This is a genomic window from Tenacibaculum profundicola (assembly GCF_057220795.1).
Map to the genome: position 1 here is coordinate 1,875,136 of NZ_CM170137.1, position 19,958 is coordinate 1,895,093.

15 protein-coding genes are annotated in these 19,958 nt (G+C 33.8%); 10 read left to right on the top strand and 5 right to left on the bottom strand.

The annotated features are described in order from the left end of the window. Positions 1 to 17: 17 nt before the first annotated feature. Positions 18 to 800, bottom strand: a complete 783-nt coding sequence (locus tag AC2TDS_RS07975; protein ID WP_484738569.1) for a S1/P1 nuclease — start codon at positions 798 to 800, stop codon at positions 18 to 20. A 116-nt stretch (positions 801 to 916) separates the two neighbouring features. Between AC2TDS_RS07975 and AC2TDS_RS07980 the strand changes: the two genes are divergently transcribed. From AC2TDS_RS07980 to AC2TDS_RS08025, 10 genes are all read left to right on the top strand, one after another. Continuing rightward, on the top strand, positions 917 to 1,777 hold the full coding sequence (locus tag AC2TDS_RS07980) for an SPFH domain-containing protein (RefSeq protein ID WP_484738570.1): 861 nt from the start codon (positions 917 to 919) through the stop codon (positions 1,775 to 1,777). Between the two features lie 12 nt (positions 1,778 to 1,789). Continuing rightward, complete coding sequence (locus AC2TDS_RS07985; RefSeq protein WP_484738571.1) at positions 1,790 to 1,948, top strand: DUF4177 domain-containing protein; 159 nt, start codon at positions 1,790 to 1,792, stop codon at positions 1,946 to 1,948. Position 1,949: 1 nt separating this feature from the next. Beyond that, positions 1,950 to 2,441, top strand: coding sequence for a hypothetical protein (locus tag AC2TDS_RS07990; protein WP_484738572.1), 492 nt, complete (start codon positions 1,950 to 1,952; stop codon positions 2,439 to 2,441). 5 nt (positions 2,442 to 2,446) lie between these two features. Continuing rightward, positions 2,447 to 3,367: an alpha/beta hydrolase family protein gene (locus AC2TDS_RS07995; protein WP_484738573.1), complete on the top strand. Its 921-nt coding sequence runs from the start codon at positions 2,447 to 2,449 to the stop codon at positions 3,365 to 3,367. A gap of 2 nt (positions 3,368 to 3,369) precedes the next feature. Beyond that, complete coding sequence (locus AC2TDS_RS08000) at positions 3,370 to 3,534, top strand: type II toxin-antitoxin system antitoxin (protein ID WP_484738574.1); 165 nt, start codon at positions 3,370 to 3,372, stop codon at positions 3,532 to 3,534. Between the two features lie 306 nt (positions 3,535 to 3,840). Further along, the gene (locus AC2TDS_RS08005; protein ID WP_484738575.1) at positions 3,841 to 7,035 is read left to right on the top strand and encodes a WD40/YVTN/BNR-like repeat-containing protein; all 3,195 of its coding nucleotides are present in this window, start codon (positions 3,841 to 3,843) and stop codon (positions 7,033 to 7,035) included. A gap of 12 nt (positions 7,036 to 7,047) precedes the next feature. After that, positions 7,048 to 8,958 (top strand): alpha/beta hydrolase family protein, encoded by a 1,911-nt coding sequence (locus tag AC2TDS_RS08010; protein WP_484738576.1) that lies wholly within the window; start codon positions 7,048 to 7,050, stop codon positions 8,956 to 8,958. 77 nt (positions 8,959 to 9,035) lie between these two features. Beyond that, complete coding sequence (locus AC2TDS_RS08015) at positions 9,036 to 9,719, top strand: DUF2490 domain-containing protein (protein ID WP_484738577.1); 684 nt, start codon at positions 9,036 to 9,038, stop codon at positions 9,717 to 9,719. A 38-nt stretch (positions 9,720 to 9,757) separates the two neighbouring features. Then, positions 9,758 to 11,065, top strand: a complete 1,308-nt coding sequence (locus AC2TDS_RS08020) for a DUF819 family protein (protein WP_484738578.1) — start codon at positions 9,758 to 9,760, stop codon at positions 11,063 to 11,065. 78 nt (positions 11,066 to 11,143) lie between these two features. After that, a complete protein-coding gene (locus tag AC2TDS_RS08025; protein WP_484738579.1) occupies positions 11,144 to 11,851 on the top strand; it encodes a DUF4369 domain-containing protein in 708 nt (235 codons plus the stop codon). 79 nt (positions 11,852 to 11,930) lie between these two features. Here the strand turns inward: AC2TDS_RS08025 and AC2TDS_RS08030 are convergent, their stop codons facing one another. The 4 genes from AC2TDS_RS08030 to AC2TDS_RS08045 form a co-directional block, all read right to left on the bottom strand. Next, the gene (locus AC2TDS_RS08030) at positions 11,931 to 13,820 is read right to left on the bottom strand and encodes a S8 family serine peptidase (protein WP_484738580.1); all 1,890 of its coding nucleotides are present in this window, start codon (positions 13,818 to 13,820) and stop codon (positions 11,931 to 11,933) included. Positions 13,821 to 13,957: 137 nt separating this feature from the next. Next, a complete protein-coding gene (locus tag AC2TDS_RS08035) occupies positions 13,958 to 15,058 on the bottom strand; it encodes a hypothetical protein (RefSeq protein ID WP_484738581.1) in 1,101 nt (366 codons plus the stop codon). A 98-nt stretch (positions 15,059 to 15,156) separates the two neighbouring features. Beyond that, on the bottom strand, positions 15,157 to 16,545 hold the full coding sequence (locus AC2TDS_RS08040) for a RagB/SusD family nutrient uptake outer membrane protein (protein WP_484738582.1): 1,389 nt from the start codon (positions 16,543 to 16,545) through the stop codon (positions 15,157 to 15,159). A gap of 13 nt (positions 16,546 to 16,558) precedes the next feature. Next, the gene (locus AC2TDS_RS08045; protein ID WP_484738583.1) at positions 16,559 to 19,936 is read right to left on the bottom strand and encodes a TonB-dependent receptor; all 3,378 of its coding nucleotides are present in this window, start codon (positions 19,934 to 19,936) and stop codon (positions 16,559 to 16,561) included. Positions 19,937 to 19,958: the final 22 nt, after the last annotated feature.

Sequence of the window (19,958 nt, forward strand, 5' to 3'; positions counted from 1 at the left end):
AAACAAAACGGACCCTATTAGCAAAAAATATCATTTATTAATTTTGCCAGTCGTAAACCTCCCTTTTGTAACTGCTCTCTAACAATAGGAAAATAAACATAAGAGTATCTGTAACGTAAATTCTCTCCTTCCTTTGCCGAAGCATATACTTTCTTTGTCAATGAATGCGTATCGTGCAGCCAATCAATTACACTGCCTTTTTGAATACGCTTAATTTGCTCATTAGATAAATTTTTAGCATTATCAGCCAACTCAACATAACTCATATCCCATTTATTTATTAAATCTTCATCCCAAACCCTATGTAAATTAGAACCTCTTCCGTGCCATTGTACCTGAATGGTATTACCTCCTTTATCTTTCTTCTTTCCAATATGCATAGGTTGGTGCAAATCACCGATTAAATGCACTAACATCTTCAAATAAAAACGTTTATCTTCCAAAAGACTATTTTTATCCTTTAATACTTTGACGCAATAATTTACCCCAGTAACTAAATCTCCTTTTGAATTTTTTTGTGACGTTTCATATTTCCCATCTATGGGCATATTTACATAATGCCAAGGGTAAAACTCACGATACTTACTATCAGACTTTATCTCATCTGCATAAGTAGAAACAAATGCCAAACTTTCTCCTTGAAGTAGCTTGTCTATTTTTCTCTTTGCTTTATTAGTTAGATGTTTCTCCGCAATTTCACCAGTAGCTCTGTGCCCAGTTGGCCCCCATACATCATCATTGGAGAATCCTGCAAGAGACATTAAAAAAGCAAATATTAATATCCTAAAACGTAACGTCATTATAAATTGTTTTTCCGCTAATTTAAAAAATAGTATACAAAACGATTTGCTTTTGTTAAAATTTATTTCATATCTTTACGATATCAAAATGATATCAAATTAAAACAAAACAAAATATGAAAGCCGAAAAAATCATTAAACCCGCAAATGGATATTTATTATTTTTTGTTGTACTAATTCTATTCATTGGTGGAATTGTTATGGCTATTAAAAACGAATCTCCAGTGTATTTATTAGCTACACTAACCAGTTTTATCCTAATGTTTGGTTTTATTCTTGTAAACCCCAACTCATCTAAAGTTATTTTGCTCTTCGGAAAATACGTAGGAACGATAAAGCAAAATGGGTTGTACTGGGCGAATCCTTTGTACAAGAAAAAAACAATTTCTTTGCGAGCTAGTAATTTTGATAGTGAACGTTTAAAAGTAAATGACAAACTTGGAAACCCTATTATGATCAGCACAATTTTAGTTTGGCGAGTTACAGAAACCTATAAAGCTGCTTTTGATGTTGATAATTATGAGAATTTTGTTCGAGTACAAACAGATGCTGCTGTTAGAAAATTAGCGAGTATGTACCCGTACGATAATTTCGCTGATGAAGGTCATGAAGAAGAAATTACACTCAGGTCTAGCGTTAATGAAGTTAGTGATGCCTTAGAAAAAGAGATAGACGAACGACTATCTATAGCAGGTATTGAAGTTTTAGAAGCTAGAATTGGGTACTTAGCCTACGCTCAAGAAATTGCAAGTGCAATGCTTAAACGTCAGCAAGCAACAGCAATTGTTGCGGCGCGACACAAAATTGTTGAGGGGGCGGTGAGTATGGTTGAAATGGCTTTAGAAGAACTCAGTAAAAAGAATATTATTGAACTAGATGAAGAACGAAAAGCTGCCATGGTAAGTAACCTAATGGTTATTTTATGTGGCGATAAAGAGGCTTCACCCGTTTTGAACACAGGTACTTTAAACCATTAAAAAACAACATAAATGAAAGAATACAAAGTAATTAATTGGAAGATGGGGTTTTCTGGGAATAATCAAAAATTAGAAGACACCTTAAACCAATATGCAAGAGAAGGATGGGTTTTTAAACACATTGCCGAAAATTCTGTGAGAATTATATTAGAAAGAGACAAAAATCGTTAATATGAAAGTTTTTAAAGAAGAACAACGATTTACGCAAACATGGCTTCTCGTGCTACTTACCATAAGTAGCACCATTTCTATGGTAGTTGTAGTCAACGCATACATTCATAAAGAAATGAACTTACAAGACCTTATATTAGTCTTGGTCACGATATTGTTTGCTACGGGATTTATAGGCTTCTTCAAATTAAAAACACGTATTGATGAAACCGGTATTCATTATCAATTTTTCCCTTTCCATTTGCACTTGAAAAAGATAAACTGGAAGGAATTAAAGGTAGCTTACGTAAGAAAATACGATGCTATAACAGAATACGGTGGCTGGGGCTTAAAAGGAGGTCGTTTATGGAATAAAGCAAGAGGAACGGCTATTAACGTTAAAGGGAATATCGGTATCCAGCTAGAGCTTAAAAATGGAAAAAAGATACTCATAGGAACACAAAAAGAAAATGAGATTAAGTCAGTTTTAAATACTTACAAACACAAAATATAGCCAGTATGATTCGACTTATTTTATACGTAGTACTCTACTTAACAACCAGTATATTCTCTTTTGCTCAAGTTACATCAGAAGAAATTAGTATTGTCAATGATTCTATAAAGCTTCCCGGTACTTTAAGCTATACGACAAAAGATACGCCTTTAATTATTTGGGTTCATGGATCGGGAAACATCGATAGAAATGGCTATCAAGGAAATATTATAAAATCAAATTATATACAACAGTTCAGGGAGGAAATCAATATGCATGATATTGCTTTTTTTAGTTATGATAAAAGAACAGCTAATGCAAAAAATATCAGCCTTTTAAAAAACATTCAATTTGATGACCTAGTACAAGATGTACATAAAGTAGTTGACTATTTCAAAAACAATTATGATTTTCCGAAAATCATTCTAGTTGGTCATAGTCAAGGGGCCCTGACCGGAATGCTCGCTTCTAAAAATATTGATAAATATATTTCTATAGAAGGCCCCTCTTCTTCTATCGATAAAACATTAATTTCTCAAATAAAAAAGAATGCTCCTTTTTTAGCTCCTATTGCTGAAAAACATATCAATGAGCTAAAAGAAACAGGAGCCATTAAAGAAGTAAACCCAATGCTAATGAGTGTTTTTGCCAAGCAAAATCTGCGTTTTTTAGTTTCTTGGATGAAATACACCCCATTGGAAGAGATACAAAAATTATCAATTCCAATACTCATTATTAGTGGAACGAAAGATATACAAGTAAAATTAGAAGATGCCAAGGCTTTACATGCGGCCTGTTCAAATTCAAAACTTGTACTAATAAACAACATGAATCATGTTTTGAAACATATAGAAAAAGATGAAGATAATATGTCCTCGTATTATTCTTCAAACTTTTCTATATCAAAACAATTAATAAGTAGTATCGCTATATTTAGTAAACAATAATCATGGCTAAAAAGAAAGCTTTTGCATTACGCATAAATGAAGACATGCTCAAAGCAATTGAAAAATGGGCGGCAGACGAATTTCGTTCGACAAACGGACAAATTGAATGGATGCTCATGCAAACACTCAAGGAAGCCAAAAGAGAACCTAAAAAGAGAGAAGAATAGCATTTATAATCATATTATTATTTTTAATATTGATTTACTCTTCATGTCGTTTCGTTTATGGTGTAACCTGTGTTGGGCTTAGCTAGAATACGAATAATAGAAAAGCTATTCTATTTGATTGATCCCCATTTCCAAATAATGTGTATTCCTGATCAAACAATTTATTTGAATACATAACAAGACTCCTATATTTTGATTTCCAATCAATAATCTGCGGTAAAAACACTTTTACCTCTATTTCTTAACATTTTTTTAAGAATTTTAATTGATACTTTTACTTTTCAATTAACCTATTAAACTCCTTTAATGAATAAAATATTCTCAGCTACGCTACTATTATTAAGCACATTAATTTACGCTCAAGAATTTTCTATGGATCTTGTCAAGAACATGACTCCAAGAAACATAGGACCCGGAGGAATGAGTGGTCGCGTTACTGCGATTGATGTAGTGCACAAAAACACTGACATCATGTATGTTGGCACAGCCTCTGGTGGTGTATGGAAATCTACCTCTGGAGGTATCAAATGGAGCCCTATTTTTGAAAAAGAAATTACTGCTTCCATTGGAGCGTTAACAATACAACAATCAAACCCTAGTGTGATTTGGGTAGGCACAGGTGAAGGTAACCCTAGAAATAGTTTAAATGGAGGATACGGAATTTTCAAGTCATTAGACGCAGGTAAAACTTGGAAATCGATGGGGCTAGAAAAAACACGCCATATCCATCGAATTATTGTTGATCCTACCAACCCTGATATTGTGTATGTTGCAGCGATAGGATCGCCTTGGGGAACACATAAAGAACGAGGAGTATATAAAACTGTTGATGGGGGTAAGACCTGGAAACAACTCTTATTTAACAATATAAAAACAGGTGCGGCAGATTTAGTAATGGACCCTTCAAATCCAAACAAATTGATGGTCGCCATGTGGGAACACAAACGCGACCCTTGGTTCTTTAAATCAGGAGGTACCGGCAGCGGACTTTACATTACACATGACGGTGGTGAAAATTGGAAAAAAATAACGGATAAAGAAGGGTTTCCTAAAGGTGAACTAGGAAGAATTGGTATTGCCATCTCCCGTTCCAATCCAACTATTGTGTATGCGCTAGTTGAAGCAAAAAAAAATGCGCTTTATAAAAGTGAAGATGGTGGTTTTAAATGGAAAAAAATAAATGATAAAAAAGGCATAGGGAATCGTCCTTTTTATTATTCAGAGATCTACGTAGACCCACAAAATGAAAATAGATTATATACTGTTTTTACCTATATAAATGTTTCTGAAGATGGAGGAAAAAGTTTTTCTCAACTAATGCCCGCTTATGGCGTTTCAAATGGTGTACATCCAGATCATCACGCTTGGTGGATTCATCCTAAAGATGGGTCTTTTATGATTGATGGTAATGATGGTGGTTTGAATATTTCTCATGACAGGGGTAAATCTTGGCGTTTTATAGGAAATCTTCCAGTGGCTCAATTTTATCATATAAATGTAGATAACGAATTCCCTTACAATGTTTATGGCGGAATGCAAGACAATGGCTCTTGGAGAGGGCCGGCTTACGTATGGAAAGCACAAGGAATTCGTAATTCCTATTGGCAAGAAATAAGCTTTGGCGATGGTTTTGATGTAATCCCTGATCGAGATAATGCCCGTTATGGATGGACCATGAGTCAGCAAGGTTATGTGTCGAGATACGATTATTTAACTGGAAATAACTATACGGTAAGGCCTACACATCCAGACCCTAATACTAAACTTCGATTCAACTGGAACGCAGCCATTAATATCGATCCATTTGACAATGCTACCCTCTATTTTGGAAGTCAGTTTGTTCATCAATCAATCGATAAAGGACTTACTTGGAAAATCATATCCCCTGACTTAACCACCAACGACAAAAGCAAGTTAAAGCAATCTGAAAGTGGCGGTTTAACAATAGATGCAACAGGAGCAGAAAACCATTGTACCATTTTGGTTATTGAACCCTCACCACTTGAAAAAAATATGTTATGGGTTGCCACTGATGATGGTCAAGTTCAATTGACTAAAGATGGAGGTGATAACTGGGTAAATGTGTCAAAAAACATCAAAGACCTACCTGCAAATAGTTGGATTACGCAAATAAAAGCTTCTAATAAGAATAAGGGAGAGGCGCTACTAGTGGCAAATGACTACCGTAGATTTAATTATACACCGTATGCATATCGTACGAAAAACTATGGAGAATCTTGGGAACGAATAGTTGACCAAGAAGACGTAAAGAGTTATACCCTATGTATAATTGAAGATCCCATAAACCCAAATCTGCTATTTTTAGGAACAGATGACGGTTTGTATGTTTCAATAAATGCAGGAGAAAAATGGACAAAATGGATCCATGGATTTCCAACGGTTCCTGTAAAAGATTTAATCATTCATCCGAGGGAACATGATTTGGTTATTGGTACTTTCGGTAGAGCCGCGTGGGTTTTAGATGATATCCGACCTCTTCGAGAAATCGCTACAAACACAGAAATCTTAAAAGATCATTTAGTGGTATTTAAACCTCCAACAGCTTATCAAGCAGTATATCAACAGCCTTCAGGAAGTCGTTTTGGCGGTGACGCTTTGTTTAACGGTAAAAACCGTGGAAAAGGAGCTATTCTGTCTTATTACCTCAATAAACCTCAACAAAACAATACACAAGACACGAAAGAAAACACCAAAAACTCGGAAGACAAAAACACGGTCATTAAATACGACTCTATAAAACTAGAAATCTTTAAGGGGAACCAACTAATACGAACATTAAAAAGAAAAAGTCCAAAAGAAAATGGTATTCATAAGATTACTTGGTACTTAGACGAAAAAGGAGCCCCTTACCCATCGAGAAAAATTAGAACTCTAAAATCAGAGCCTTCTGGTGTTCGGGTTCAACCAGGAACTTACCGTTTAAAAATGACATTTGGAGATCAAACTTCCGAACAAAACATAAAGGTTATGTTTGATCCTCGATTGCAACTATCTAGTACTGCTATTACACAAAAACACAAGGTTAGTAAAGAATTAGAAGGGTACCAAAAAACAATGGCAGATGTTGTAAAGCAGTTAGTAGAAAGTAAAAATATTGTTGCCAAATTTAAAACACAGCTTTCTAAAGAAGACAAAAAAAAGTACAAAGAACAATTAAAACTTTCATCTGAAATCGACAAAAAAATAGACACCCTAATAACTACCTATTTAGGAAAAAAGGATACCCGTCAAGGAATTACACGTAACCCTGAAATTACCGTAATGCAACGTTTACGAACTGCTAGTTGGTATGTTAAAAGTAGGTTCGGATCGCAAACGGATACTGAAAAACAACTAATTCTACAGTTTAAAAACTCCTTAGAAGATGCTTTACAAAAAACAAACACTTTCTTTCATAAAGACTGGAAAGAATATAAGACTACTGTAGAACAGATAAAAATATCACCTTTTAAAAAAATTTCTACATTTACTATAAACTAAAATAACTCTTTTATGAAAAAAACAACATTAATTCTGGCAATAGCGATCTCCATTTTTGCTTGTAAAACAGACAAAAAAGACGCTGAAAATATTGCTAAAACACTAAAGCAATACTCTATCAAACAAATGATGGATAACGAGAGTGTTTTTGGCGGAAGTTTTTCTCCAGACAAATCGAAACTATTAGTAACAAGTAACCGATCTGGGATTTTTAATATGTATACAATTGCTACTTCCGATGGAACTGTTGCTCCAGTTACAGCATCGGATAGCGCTTCTGTTTTTGCCATTTCATATTTTCCAAAAGACAACAGAATGCTGTTTAGAATGGATAATAATGGTGATGAAATCTTTCATATTTATATGCGTAATTTAGATGGAAGCACAAAAGAATTAACCCCTGAGAAAGGTGCCAGAGCTTCATTTTATGGTTGGGCAAAAGATGAGAAAAGTTTTTTCTTTGCTTCTAACAAAAGAGATAAGAGTTTTATGGATGTTTATGAAATGGACTTAAGTACTCTTACTCCTAAAATGATTTATGAAAACAAAGAAGGATACAATGTAGCCGCAATCTCAAACAATAAAAACATATTGGCCCTAAGTAAAACTGTAAACACCAATGACAGAGATTTATTCTTATTCAACAGAACCACCAATAAAATAACGAAAATTAATACGGTATTAAGTGGTAATTCTGCTGCAGATTTCTCTACAAATGATGAAGATTTTTATTACACAACGGATGCCTCAGGAGAATTTTCTACTTTAATGAAGTATAACATCGCCTCTCAAAAAACCGAAAAAGTATTACAAAAAAACTGGGATATTACTGGAAGTTATTTTACAAACAGTGGAAAATATAGAATTACGTATGTAAATGAAGATGCTAAAAATGTAATAGAAATATTAGACGTTGCCACCGGTAAAAATATAGAATTACCAAACCTAGATGGTAAAAGTATTACTAGTGTTGGTTTTTCTAGAGACGAAACAATGATGCGATTATATGCGGGTGGATCAAACACGCCTTCAAATTTGTATGTCTATGATTTACAAACTAAAAAACAAAAACGACTAACAGATGTTCTAAACAAAGATATCAACCCAGATCATTTAGTAAATGCAAAAGTAATTCGTTATCCCTCTTTTGATGGAGTTACCATTCCTGCAATCTACTATTTACCGCACCAAGCCACGAAAGACAATAAGGTTCCAGCCTTAGTTTGGGTTCACGGTGGTCCTGGCGGGCAATCGCGTCAAAACTTTAGTTCAAGAATTCAATTTTTTGTGAATCAAGGGTATGCCGTACTCGCTGTAAACAATAGAGGTAGTAGTGGTTACGGAAAAACATTCTATGCTATGGATAACAAAAACCACGGTGAGAAAGATTTACAAGATTGTGTAGAAGGTAAAAACTGGCTGGCCAAACAACCAGAAATTGATGGTAGCAAAATTGGAATTATTGGAGGTTCTTATGGTGGTTATATGACCATGGCTGCATTGACCTACACCCCTGAGGAATTTGCCGTTGGTGTTAATATTTATGGCGTTACCAACTGGATAAGAACTTTAAAAAGCATCCCTTCTTGGTGGGAATCTTATAGAGAAGCTCTATATAAAGAATTAGGTGACCCCAATTCGGCAGACTCTATTCGTTTGAAAAGGATTTCTCCGTTGTTTCATACTGATAAGGTTACAAAGCCTTTAATGGTGTTGCAAGGAGCAAAAGACCCAAGAGTTTTGCAGGTAGAATCTGATGAGATAGTTGCTGGTGTCAAAAAAAATGGAGTCCCAGTAGAATATGTTTTATTTGATGATGAAGGTCATGGATTTGTCAAAAAAGAAAATCAGATTGAAGCCAATAGTAAAATCGTTTCATTTCTTGATAAGTACTTGAAAAACGAAAATATCGAAGAGAACTAAACTTAAAAAACCATCAATGGTATAAAATCCCTTGTTTTTTTTCAAGGGATTTTTATTTTTGCTTCAAAATAATTACCATGAAGATCTTGACATATTTAAAATTTATTAAAAAAACTTTAGTAATTCTAGTTATCTTTTTTAGTCTAAATGTTGCCGCACAGCAAAATGGTGAAGACAAACTGGGAGCTTGGTACATGTACGGAGGGAGCCATCAACTTTCTGATACGTGGAAAATAAAATCATTAGCGCATTTTAGAATGTTTGAAACGACTCGTGATTTACAACAATTACTATTACGTTTCGGCGCCAATTACCAGATCAATAAAAACCTGAGTGTAACGGCTGGGTATGCTTATTTAAATACTGATGCAACCTATAACCTCGATGGAGGAACGAGCAATGAACATAGATTGTATGAAGATTTTAACATAAAGCATACACTTTCAAAATTAAAGTTAGACCATAGATTTAGGTTAGAACATCGGTTTTTTGAACATGATACCCAACATTGGATTCGCTATCAATTAGGGCTTAGTTATCCACTTAGTAATGAATGGTCTGTCTACTTGTTTGACGAACTGTTTATCAACTTTCAAGGAGAAGCATATGCTCAAAATTGGTTGGGTGGTGGATTTACCTACAAATTATCTAATATGATAAAACTAAAAGCGGGTTATATGAATATCATGCTTAATGATTCTAACTTCGATAGATTACAACTAGGAATCGTTATTACCACGAACCATCAAAAAAAGAAATAAGTTTTTTTATATACCTTAGCCAAAACTAACAATCATTTATGAAAGCACCTCTTTTTACAAACGATGCTATCGTTTTTGGGATTTTAATGATCTCTTTAGGATTTGTATTCTATACAGAATCACAAAAATCAGGATTTTGGCACAAGTTTTATAAAATTGTTCCAGGTTTGTTCATGGCGTATTTTGTACCTGCCATTTTCACAACCTTAGGAATCATCTCCCCTGAATGGGAAACCATTGATGCAACTGGAGAAGTTATCAAAAACAAGTCTCAGGTTTACTACGTAGCAAGTAGATTTCTATTACCCGCCGCACTAGTTTTAATGACCTTAAGCATTGACCTAAAAGCAATTTTTAATTTAGGCTCTAAAGCATTAATTATGTTCTTTACAGGAACCGTTGGAATTATAATAGGAGGGCCAATCGCCATTTTGTTAATATCTATTTTTTCACCTGAAACGGTTGGTGGTTCAGATTTTGATGCTGTTTGGAGAGGGTTGTCAACCTTAGCTGGAAGTTGGATTGGTGGTGGCGCCAACCAAACTGCTATGCTAGAAATTTATAAATATAATCCTGCCAAATATGGAGGAATGGTTTTTGTTGATATCGTAGTTGCCAATATATGGATGGCTATTTTATTAATAGGTATTGGGAAAAAAGACCGTATCAATAAATGGCTTGGGGCAGATACTAGTGCTATTGAAGATTTAAAAGAAAAAGTATCAACTTTTGCACAGCGAGTAAAAAGAACTCCTACATTGAGTGATTTTATGATTATGTTAGCCATTGCTTTCGGAACTGTTGGTTTCGGCCATTTTATTTCAACATATCTCAGTAGTCTTTTTTCTTCTTTAACATCGAGTATTGAATCACAAACTTGGAGGAATATTTTATCTTTTTTAGGTTCTAATTTCTTTTGGTTGATCAGTATCTCTACTATTATCGCCATTGTATTATCGTTTACAAAAGCCAAAAACTATGAAGGTGCTGGTGCGAGTAAATTAGGAAGTATATTTATTTATATTCTTGTTGCCTCAATTGGTATGAAAATGGATTTAATGCTAATCTTTGACAATTTAGGACTGATTGCTATCGGAGTAGTTTGGATGTCGATTCACGCTGGTCTATTAATAGTAGTTGCTAAATTTATAAAAGCACCGTATTTCTTTTTGGCTGTTGGAAGTCAAGCCAACGTAGGTGGTGCCGCTTCGGCTCCTATTGTTGCTTCTGCATTTCACCCTTCGTTAGCAACCGTTGGAGTTCTCTTAGCTGTTTTTGGATATGCTATTGGAACCATCGGAGCCATAATTTGTACAATTTTAATGGAATTATCAGCGACAATTTAGAAGAAATATGCATATTTGCAGTCCTTATATTAATTAATTCACAGCTTTTATAATAAAGCATAATTATTAAACAGCCCCATGAAAAAAGCAGTATATACATTTATTATAGCTTCACTAATCGTAGCTTGTTCTTCTAAAAAAGAAGGAAACATGATTGTTAAAGGTCAAATTAAAGGACTTAAAAAAGGGACTTTATACCTTCAAAAGATGAAAGATACCGCTTTGATAACAGTTGATTCTATTGCATTACTAGGTGATGATACATTTATTTTAACAGACAATGTCGAGTCTCCTGTTATGTATTACTTAACTTTTAACGGAAATACAAACGATAAGCGTTTGTTGTTTTTTGGAGAAAAAGGAGAAATCACCATTAATGATAAAGTAGAAGAATTTGGTTTTAATCCTGAGATTAAAGGTTCAAAAAACCAAGAAGTACTTAATAAATTTAACGACGTTGATAAAAGGTTTACCAATCAGCGTTTAGATTTTATAAAAAAGGATGTAGAAGCTAGACAAGCGAATGACGAGAAATTGATTAAGCAGCTAGAAGCTGATTATAACAAAATGGTTCGCCGTAGATTTTTATTTGCTACTAACTTTGCCATCGGAAATTCCGATAGTGAAGCAGCTCCTTATATCGCCTTAACACAGCTATTTGACGCTAACATAAAATTACTTGATACTATTAATAATAGTTTATCTGATCGAGTTAAAAACTCAGATTACGGCAAACGATTGAATACGTTTGTAACCGATATAAAATCAAAAGAAAATAAAAATTAATTCAATGAAAAAGGTCTATAAAACTATAGACCTTTTTGTTTTACTTGTATGTATCCTTTCGCAAAAAATCCAAGTAAAATTAAAATATTAAAATTTTTCTTACAAAACTCCCTTTTAAAGTGGTTACTTTGACAAAATACATTCCTTTACTTGTTATTTTAATAGCATAATTACTATTTCTAAATTCCTTCTCATCATAACTCTGTATTAGACTTCCTTTTAAATCGAAAACTTGAACTTTAGTAAATAAATTATGATCATTCAAGCTTTTAACATAGACAATTCCCTCACTCGGATTTGGATACACATTAAGACTTTCTTCCATAGCATATTCTTTTGTATGTAAAGTACCTTCTTTAATCCCATCTATCACCAGAGAAAAAGCTTGTTCTTCCTCTGCTAAATCTCCTTTATGAGTTACGGTTATCGTATATGTTCCAGCTTCAATATCGAGTACTTCTATTTTCTCAACATTATCTCTAGCATTGTCTCCTCTTTCTGCAGGATTTGTAAAACTTGTTGTATTCGTAAATGTCCAAGGCATATAGGTATTTCCATTACCTGTAATTCTAATATCTAAATCGTTAACAAGCATTCTATCCAACTGATCTTCAACCAATATATCAAATGGTATAGGAGTTCCAGCAACATCTGTCCAGGCTATTGTAACGAACAGAGGAGCATTGCCATCTACTTCAATTGTTTTGGCAAAACTCGCCTCATTTTCTAAGTCTTCTTCAAGTAAAAGTGAGGTGGACGAATTGCTATCAATTTGTATTGCAGCTTTCTCAGCGTTTAACAGTCCCCATCCATTTGCGAAATCAGGTCCCGCGTGGTCGCCGATCTCATCTGCACTGTTAATTAACAACGCCTTTACTGTTGCCGATTTCATATACTTTGAATTCAACTTATGATAATGTTCTTGCAATAATGCTACCGTACCTGTAACCACAGGAGTAGCCATAGAAGTCCCGCTTTTATCGTTATAATCATTGTTCCCTGTATAATCAGCAGAATAAACCTTATAACCATTAGCCATTAAATCTGGTTTAATACGAAAATCATCGGTAGGACCGTAACTACTAAAAGGTGTTTGTTGCACAGACTGAGGACCGATATAATTATCAACATCTTTTACGGCTCCAATAACTAATACATTTTTAGCTGTAGCCTTTTTTAATAAAATATCATAACCATTATCTCCTGCATTGTACCCACTATTTCTATTATTACCAACCGATCTACAAATTAAATAGTACGGTGCATTATACGCTATTTGATCCCATTCCCTTGCACTATTACTATAATATCCATAATACTTAATATTCGTGCTATTTGAAGCTGTTTGACCATAAGAATGATTGGAAACAATTCCTCCATCGGCGGCAAATGCAGCCATTTCAGCTTCATCATTACTAGCGTTTCTAGCATGTATGATTGCCTCTGAAGCCATTCCTCTCGCTTCATTTACAACACCTTTGGCTATCATAGTACCAGCAGTATGAGTAGCATGACTAGAAAAACCAATTGCATCTTTGGCTATCACTCTTCCGTCAAATTCTACATGACTTTCTAGTGGTATCCCAGAAGTTTCCCAATGACCAATAATGACATCTTTACCAGTTAAGCTGAGCCCTAAGTTACCTCCCTCCCAAAGATTATGCACCTTGCTTGACATCGCTGCCTTTTCATTAGTTTCAGAATCATAATAAGGTACTCCATCTCGAATTTCATCAAGACTTCCACTTATTACTCCTTTTGAATAAAGCTTAATTGGAATATTTAACGTTTTAGCTCTTTTTAACAAATCAGCGTAGTTAACAGTAAAACTATGTTCTAATTCTTTTAATTTCTTCAGATTAGACTTCTTTTTTATATATTCTCTATCCTTTAGTGTTTGAGTGTACGCATAATTCCCAAAAAAAATAATAGCTAATAAGGTAAGACTTAAGCATTTATTATGTAACATAATTAAAAGTTTTAAAAGACTGTTGAAAGACGGGTAATTAATTCAGGTTAAATAAGAATAAGGATTTCAATACATAATGGGTACTTACACCACCTATACAACAGCCTAAATTTTTGTTATATGAAAGACAAACCTCTCTAAGGAATTCCTTTTATTGCTATATAATCTAAAAATATCATTTCCGAATTACTTCCATTTTTCATTCTTACCACAATGTTTCCTGGTTTTAACTTTTCCGTCGGAATTGTAGCAGATGCATTTATCCAACTGCTTTTTTCTACGGCATTAAATACATATGAAATGATAGGGGCTCCTAACCCCTCTTCTGTTTTATAAAAAATTTCGATCCCATCATTCTCTTCATATGATGAATTTCCAAAATAAATATTAGCTTCTATTACAACTCCTGTCATAGACGAACTAAGATTATCAATCCTATCAAAAACTATTTCTAGAGTTCCATCTAAATCTGATGAAATAAACCCCTGTTTGCCTTTGATAAATCTAGCTTCAAAGTCATCTGGTGCTGTTTCTAAATTTTCATTTTTGAATACTCCTATACGCTCGACTCCAGAATCTCCAACATCATTGGATAAAAAAGAAGAATCAAAACCTAATTCATTACCTGTAGCAGTAAAATCAACATAAGGGTCTGTTGAGCTTGGATTGTTAACTTGAGTATTGTTTAAAACCTGATTACCTGATTTATAGTAATAAATATCTCCTACAAAAGCAGGTACTTCTTCAAAACTTGTATAGGCAATTGTTGCTAAATCATCTTCACCAATAATAACCGTTACACTTTTTGCATCTGCATCACTAGGGCTCCCTAGAATTATATCTCCCGAAGGTGCTAAATCGAACTGAATATACCTATCTCCTACTGAATTGGTGTTATCGTTTATGCTTAATAACTCTACCGCTACTTCATTTTCTCCTGCAGGAAGTACAATGCTTCCTGAACCATTTGCTAAGGTATAATCAATATTTTCCTGTGCTCCAGTTTTTCCTTCAGGAAAAGATATTGTATAATCAAAAGTTAGTTCTGAATTAGATACCTCAGCAGATCTAAGAAATTTGACAACTACTGTAGTGCTATCTCCTTCCTTAACTCGTATTTCCGATTTTTCAAAAGTAATATAATGAAAAGCAGAAGGAAGTATCACATCATTCTCAGTATCACATGCTATCATTCCAACTAACACTAATACGTATATATATAAATTCTTAATTTTCATGTGTTTAATTTTATGTTTTAAAAATTACAGAAACTTCTCATGACGAAACCATTATTCCTCATCATCCCTAACCTTCATTCATCATAGAAGTTCAACTATTAATACCCTGGATTTTGTTCCATATTAGGATTTGCATTTACCTCGTTTACAGGTATAGGCATTATTGTTTTATCACTCGGCGCAGTAATATTGATAGACGAAGCATCTTGCCTATATTTGATAAAAGACTTTTTCTGTCTTGTTAAATCAAATAATCTAAACCCTTCAAATGCAAGTTCCTTTCTTCTCTCTAGTAAAACTAGTTCTTTAAGAGCTTCTCCTGTTTCAGTTGGCATCGTGGCAGTTTGATCAGCTCTTTGCATAACCGTAAATAAAGCATTTTGAGCATCAATTTCCCTTCCTACCATATTGGCATTCGCTTCAGCTTTAATCAAGAACATTTCTGACAAACGTATAACTGGGATATTACTGTATCTAGAAGGATACTTTCGAATAACATTAACGTTTAAAACAGTATGTAAAGGATACAAACCGCCTCTAACATCTGTATTTGAAAACGTATTGACAAAATCGGGTGTAGCAAAAAGGTCGAAATACTCTAAGCATAAATGAAAAATACTATTTGTAGCACTGTCATCAATATTATCATTATAAATTGAAAAGATTGATTCAGTAGTAAAATTACTTGACCAAGAATCGACATAATTACTATTTGAAGCTAAGCTATAGCCACCATCATTAATTACATTACTAGAAAACTCATCAGCTTTATCCCAGTTCTCAGTAGACAAATACACTCTTGCTAATAGTGCATTCACTCCACTTTCACCTAATCGATAAACATTTGAATTTGTAAAATCAGACATTAGGCTAGCGGCCTGATTTAAATCTAAGATAATTTGATCATACACTTGCTTCGTGGTACTTCTTGCTGGAAACACAATATCAACTCCCCCTAAAAGATCAAAATCAGGCAATGGAGCTCCTAAATGTGAGGCATCTGAAGTATAGTTATAAGGTTGACAAAAATATTGCTGCATTATATAATAGGCCAATGCTCTTAAAGCATGAGCTTCTCCAACTAAATGATTCTTTTCATCTACTTCTGTTGATTTCACAGACAGTTCTCTTGCCTTTCTAATAGTATATGATGTTTGAGATATTATCCTACCGAGAGATAACCAAATATTCGAAACATTTTCGTCGGTATTAACTATATTAAAATTGTCAAAGTCTAAAAACCTTCCTGTATTATCAAAAGCATCAATAAAAGAATTTTCTGATATTAAATCAGGAATTACCAGCAAATCTCTATTATAAAGACTTGCGCTTTGAAAAGAGTTATAACCTCCCAGTACAGATGACTCCAATGAAGTTATATCTGTTATTGCTTCTTCAGCATCAATTGACGTAGATAACCTATGATCTAATTCATTACAAGCCGAAAAAGTAATAATAATTATGAATATTGATATTATTTTTTTCATGATTTCTTCCTAATTAAAATGAAACATTTACTCCTAAAAACACAGTTTTACCGATAGGTATCTCTTGATCCAAACGACCACTAATTCCTGCCTCTGGATCTCTTTCTAATCGTTTATCCTTAACATAAGTCCAAAGATTATTTCCCTTTAAGAAAACTCTTAACGAATTAATACCTAAACTCGTTTTTAAATCACTATCAAAGTTATAAGCTAGCTCAGCTTCTCTTAATCTAATATAACTTCCATCATATATAAACCTTGATGAAGCCATAGACGCGGCTCCTGACTGAGTGTTTCCATATACAAACCTTGGTACATCAGTTATGTCTCCAGGGTTCTGCCATCGTCTTTCATACGTTCCTCTATTAATATTTCCAGTTGATGATAAAGATCTTGAACCATCAGAGTTTGTATACCTTGCCCAAGTATCATAAATTTTCCCGCCCCAAGAGGTATATAATTGGAAGTTTAAGGATATATTTTTATAGGAGAAGGTGTTTCTTAAGCCTGCATAAAAATCTGGTGAAGCTTTACCTATTATTACTTGTTTAGCCTCTCCATGATTATTTGTTACCTGGCTTTTTGTATCATCAGTATACCAAAGTGCATCACCATTTAAAGGATCAACTCCTGCGTACATTGGTAAGTAAAATGTATAAAAGTCCTCACCAACTTTTCTAATACTAGTGCTTCTTTCTTGCGGTGCGTTATCGTTAATTAACTTCGTAACCTTATTGCTGTTTCTAGTGAAATTTAAGTTTGTTTCCCAAGAAAAACCATCGGAACTTGATACAATATTCTCTGTATTTAGAGTGATTTCAACCCCCTTATTCTCGGTACTTGCAACGTTACTTATCAGGGTATACGTACCATTAATTCCAGAAATAGGTGCTGACATTAGCAAATCTTCACCTACTCTTCTATACCAATCAAATGCACCAGAAACTCTATTATTAAACAACGAAAAATCAACACCAATATCCAATGGAAAACTATCTTCCCATTTAATGTTTGGATTACCTAAAATTAAACCTGAAGCAACTTGAGTATTATAACCTCCGCTAGAAGAAAGGCGAGAAATAAATCTATTCGTTCCAATACCATCATTTCCTAATTTTCCGTAGCTAGCTCTTAATTTCATGTCAGAAATAAAATCTAATGAGTTCATAAATGACTCTCTAGAAATAGTCCAAGCTAAACCAACAGACCAAAAATAACCAAACCTGTTTTTTTTCCCGAATACACTTGATCCATCACGTCTGAATGAGCCACTGATACGATATTTATTATCATATGAATATTCTCCATTAACAAATATTGAATTTTTACCATTAATTTGCCTGCTCTCTTCAGCCCGAGTTGGAAGAGTCGCCGCTGATAAATCTTCAAATCTATCAGGAATATTTTCTACTCTTAAAAGATAAGATTTACCCGTATTTTTTTGAATTTCATGACCAACGAAATACGATAGATTATGTTTTTCTCCTAAACTGTGATCATATCGGATTAAATTTCTTATCAACAAACCCGTATAATAAGTTCCTGCTTGAGCCCCTCTTCCGTTAACGCGTCTTCCATCACCAAATTCACTCGGTAGTCTTTCGAAATTATCAGTAAAGTGAAAGCCTGCAGTTACCTTTCCTTCATATGTAAACCTATCGTTTAATTTATAAGAGAAATCGAGCACAGCTGCAATCCTGTTTCTTATGTATCTTCGTATTTCATTCTCTGCTTGCGCAAGTGGATTGTGCGTTGCATTAAAATCTAAATTATAACTTCCATCATCATTATAAGGAGATATATCAGGTCGAAGCCTGTAAATTGACCTGACTGGATTAGCGAATCCACCACCATCAGGTCTCACATTTGAAGTATTTTTACTGAAACTAATCGATGATGAAACGTTTGCTTTATCGCTTATATCATGTGATCCTTTCAATAGAAAATTAAATCTTTCTAAGTTGGAGTTTAAAATAACCCCTTCTTGCTTATAAAAACCTCCTGACAAATAATAACTAGTATTTTCTCCTCCTCCACTAACAGATATATTGTGTTGCTCATACGTGGCATTACGAGTTAAAAGATCCATCCAATCGGTATTTACATCTGGATTAAAGCCTCTGTCTGTTAAATACTTTAAAGCCTCCTCATCTGTTGAGGCAAAATTGCCATTTTTCACTCCTTCTATTAACAACTCTTGTAACTCTACAGTATTCAAAGATTTAAAATTTTCTGCAATAGTAGCGCTTGAAAAACCTGTTTGGGTACTTACATTGATTCTAGTTTTTCCTTTTTTTCCTGACTTTGTTGTAATAACAATTACACCGTTTGCTCCACTTGTACCGTAGATAGATGTAGCCGCTGCATCTTTAAGTATTGTTACATTTTGAATGTCATTAGAATTTAGAGTTGTCATAACAGCAGAGCTCTTCGTTTGTAATCCATCAATTACATATAAAGGTCCGGAAGAGCCAAAAGAGCCAATTCCTCGGATACGTACATTTGGCACACTACCTGGTTGACCAGAACTTGACACAACATGTACTCCTGTAACATTCCCTTGAATTCCTTCCTGAATGGTTACTCTCGGGCTATTAATTAAGTTTTCTATCTTTACAGTTGCTACTGAACCTGTTACCCTTTCTTTTCGTTGCTTTGCATATCCTGTAACAATAACTTCTTCTAGTACGTTAGAATCTTCTTGTAAAACAACATCTATTACTTTTTGGTCGTTAAAAACCACTTCTTTGTCTAGGTAGCCCGTAAATGAATATATTAAAGTACTCCCTTTTTCTACCGAGATTTCATAATTCCCATCAAAGTCCGTTTCTGTACCAAAAACAGTTCCTTTAATAATAACAGTGGCTCCGAAAACTGATAATCCATCGGCATCCTTTACATTTCCTGTAACTGTAGTTTTCTGCTCAAATAAATCATCTATTTCAATTTGGCTAGGACCATTATTATTTAGAATACTTTTGGTAAGTATAGAATCTCTTCCTTTTGTTAAAACGGAATCTATGAATTTTCTTCGTTCTCTAGTTTTAGAATATAAAACTATTTGATTATTTAATATTTTGTAGTCAATTGTTGCTCCATCAAATAGTTTATCCAGAATTACCTCAACCTCTACATTCTTTACATTTATATCTCTTTTTTCATTAGGGTTTACTAAATGAGAATTATAGAAAAATTTATAGTTTGATTTTTTTTCTATTGTATATAGTACTTTTTTGAGTTCTGTGTTTTTTAAGTCTAGACTCAACTTTTGAGAATACCCTTCGAAAGCCATAACCTTCATAAGTGTTATACTAAGCAAAAGCGTATAAATTTTCATTATTCTAAATAATGAATTTCCCATTAAAAAAAACATTGAATTGTTTTTTTTCATAATTTTACATGATTTTAATTAT

Excerpts from the sequence above, each read along its gene's own strand:
- AC2TDS_RS07975 (WP_484738569.1), bottom strand. The coding sequence starts at position 800 with ATGACGTTACGTTTTAGGATATTAATATTTGCTTTTTTAATGTCTCTT.
- AC2TDS_RS07980 (WP_484738570.1), top strand. The coding sequence starts at position 917 with ATGAAAGCCGAAAAAATCATTAAACCCGCAAATGGATATTTATTATTT.
- AC2TDS_RS07985 (WP_484738571.1), top strand. The coding sequence starts at position 1,790 with ATGAAAGAATACAAAGTAATTAATTGGAAGATGGGGTTTTCTGGGAAT.
- AC2TDS_RS07990 (WP_484738572.1), top strand. The coding sequence starts at position 1,950 with ATGAAAGTTTTTAAAGAAGAACAACGATTTACGCAAACATGGCTTCTC.
- AC2TDS_RS07995 (WP_484738573.1), top strand. The coding sequence starts at position 2,447 with ATGATTCGACTTATTTTATACGTAGTACTCTACTTAACAACCAGTATA.
- AC2TDS_RS08000 (WP_484738574.1), top strand. The coding sequence starts at position 3,370 with ATGGCTAAAAAGAAAGCTTTTGCATTACGCATAAATGAAGACATGCTC.
- AC2TDS_RS08005 (WP_484738575.1), top strand. The coding sequence starts at position 3,841 with ATGAATAAAATATTCTCAGCTACGCTACTATTATTAAGCACATTAATT.
- AC2TDS_RS08010 (WP_484738576.1), top strand. The coding sequence starts at position 7,048 with ATGAAAAAAACAACATTAATTCTGGCAATAGCGATCTCCATTTTTGCT.
- AC2TDS_RS08015 (WP_484738577.1), top strand. The coding sequence starts at position 9,036 with ATGAAGATCTTGACATATTTAAAATTTATTAAAAAAACTTTAGTAATT.
- AC2TDS_RS08020 (WP_484738578.1), top strand. The coding sequence starts at position 9,758 with ATGAAAGCACCTCTTTTTACAAACGATGCTATCGTTTTTGGGATTTTA.
- AC2TDS_RS08025 (WP_484738579.1), top strand. The coding sequence starts at position 11,144 with ATGAAAAAAGCAGTATATACATTTATTATAGCTTCACTAATCGTAGCT.
- AC2TDS_RS08030 (WP_484738580.1), bottom strand. The coding sequence starts at position 13,820 with ATGTTACATAATAAATGCTTAAGTCTTACCTTATTAGCTATTATTTTT.
- AC2TDS_RS08035 (WP_484738581.1), bottom strand. The coding sequence starts at position 15,058 with ATGAAAATTAAGAATTTATATATATACGTATTAGTGTTAGTTGGAATG.
- AC2TDS_RS08040 (WP_484738582.1), bottom strand. The coding sequence starts at position 16,545 with ATGAAAAAAATAATATCAATATTCATAATTATTATTACTTTTTCGGCT.
- AC2TDS_RS08045 (WP_484738583.1), bottom strand. The coding sequence starts at position 19,936 with ATGAAAAAAAACAATTCAATGTTTTTTTTAATGGGAAATTCATTATTT.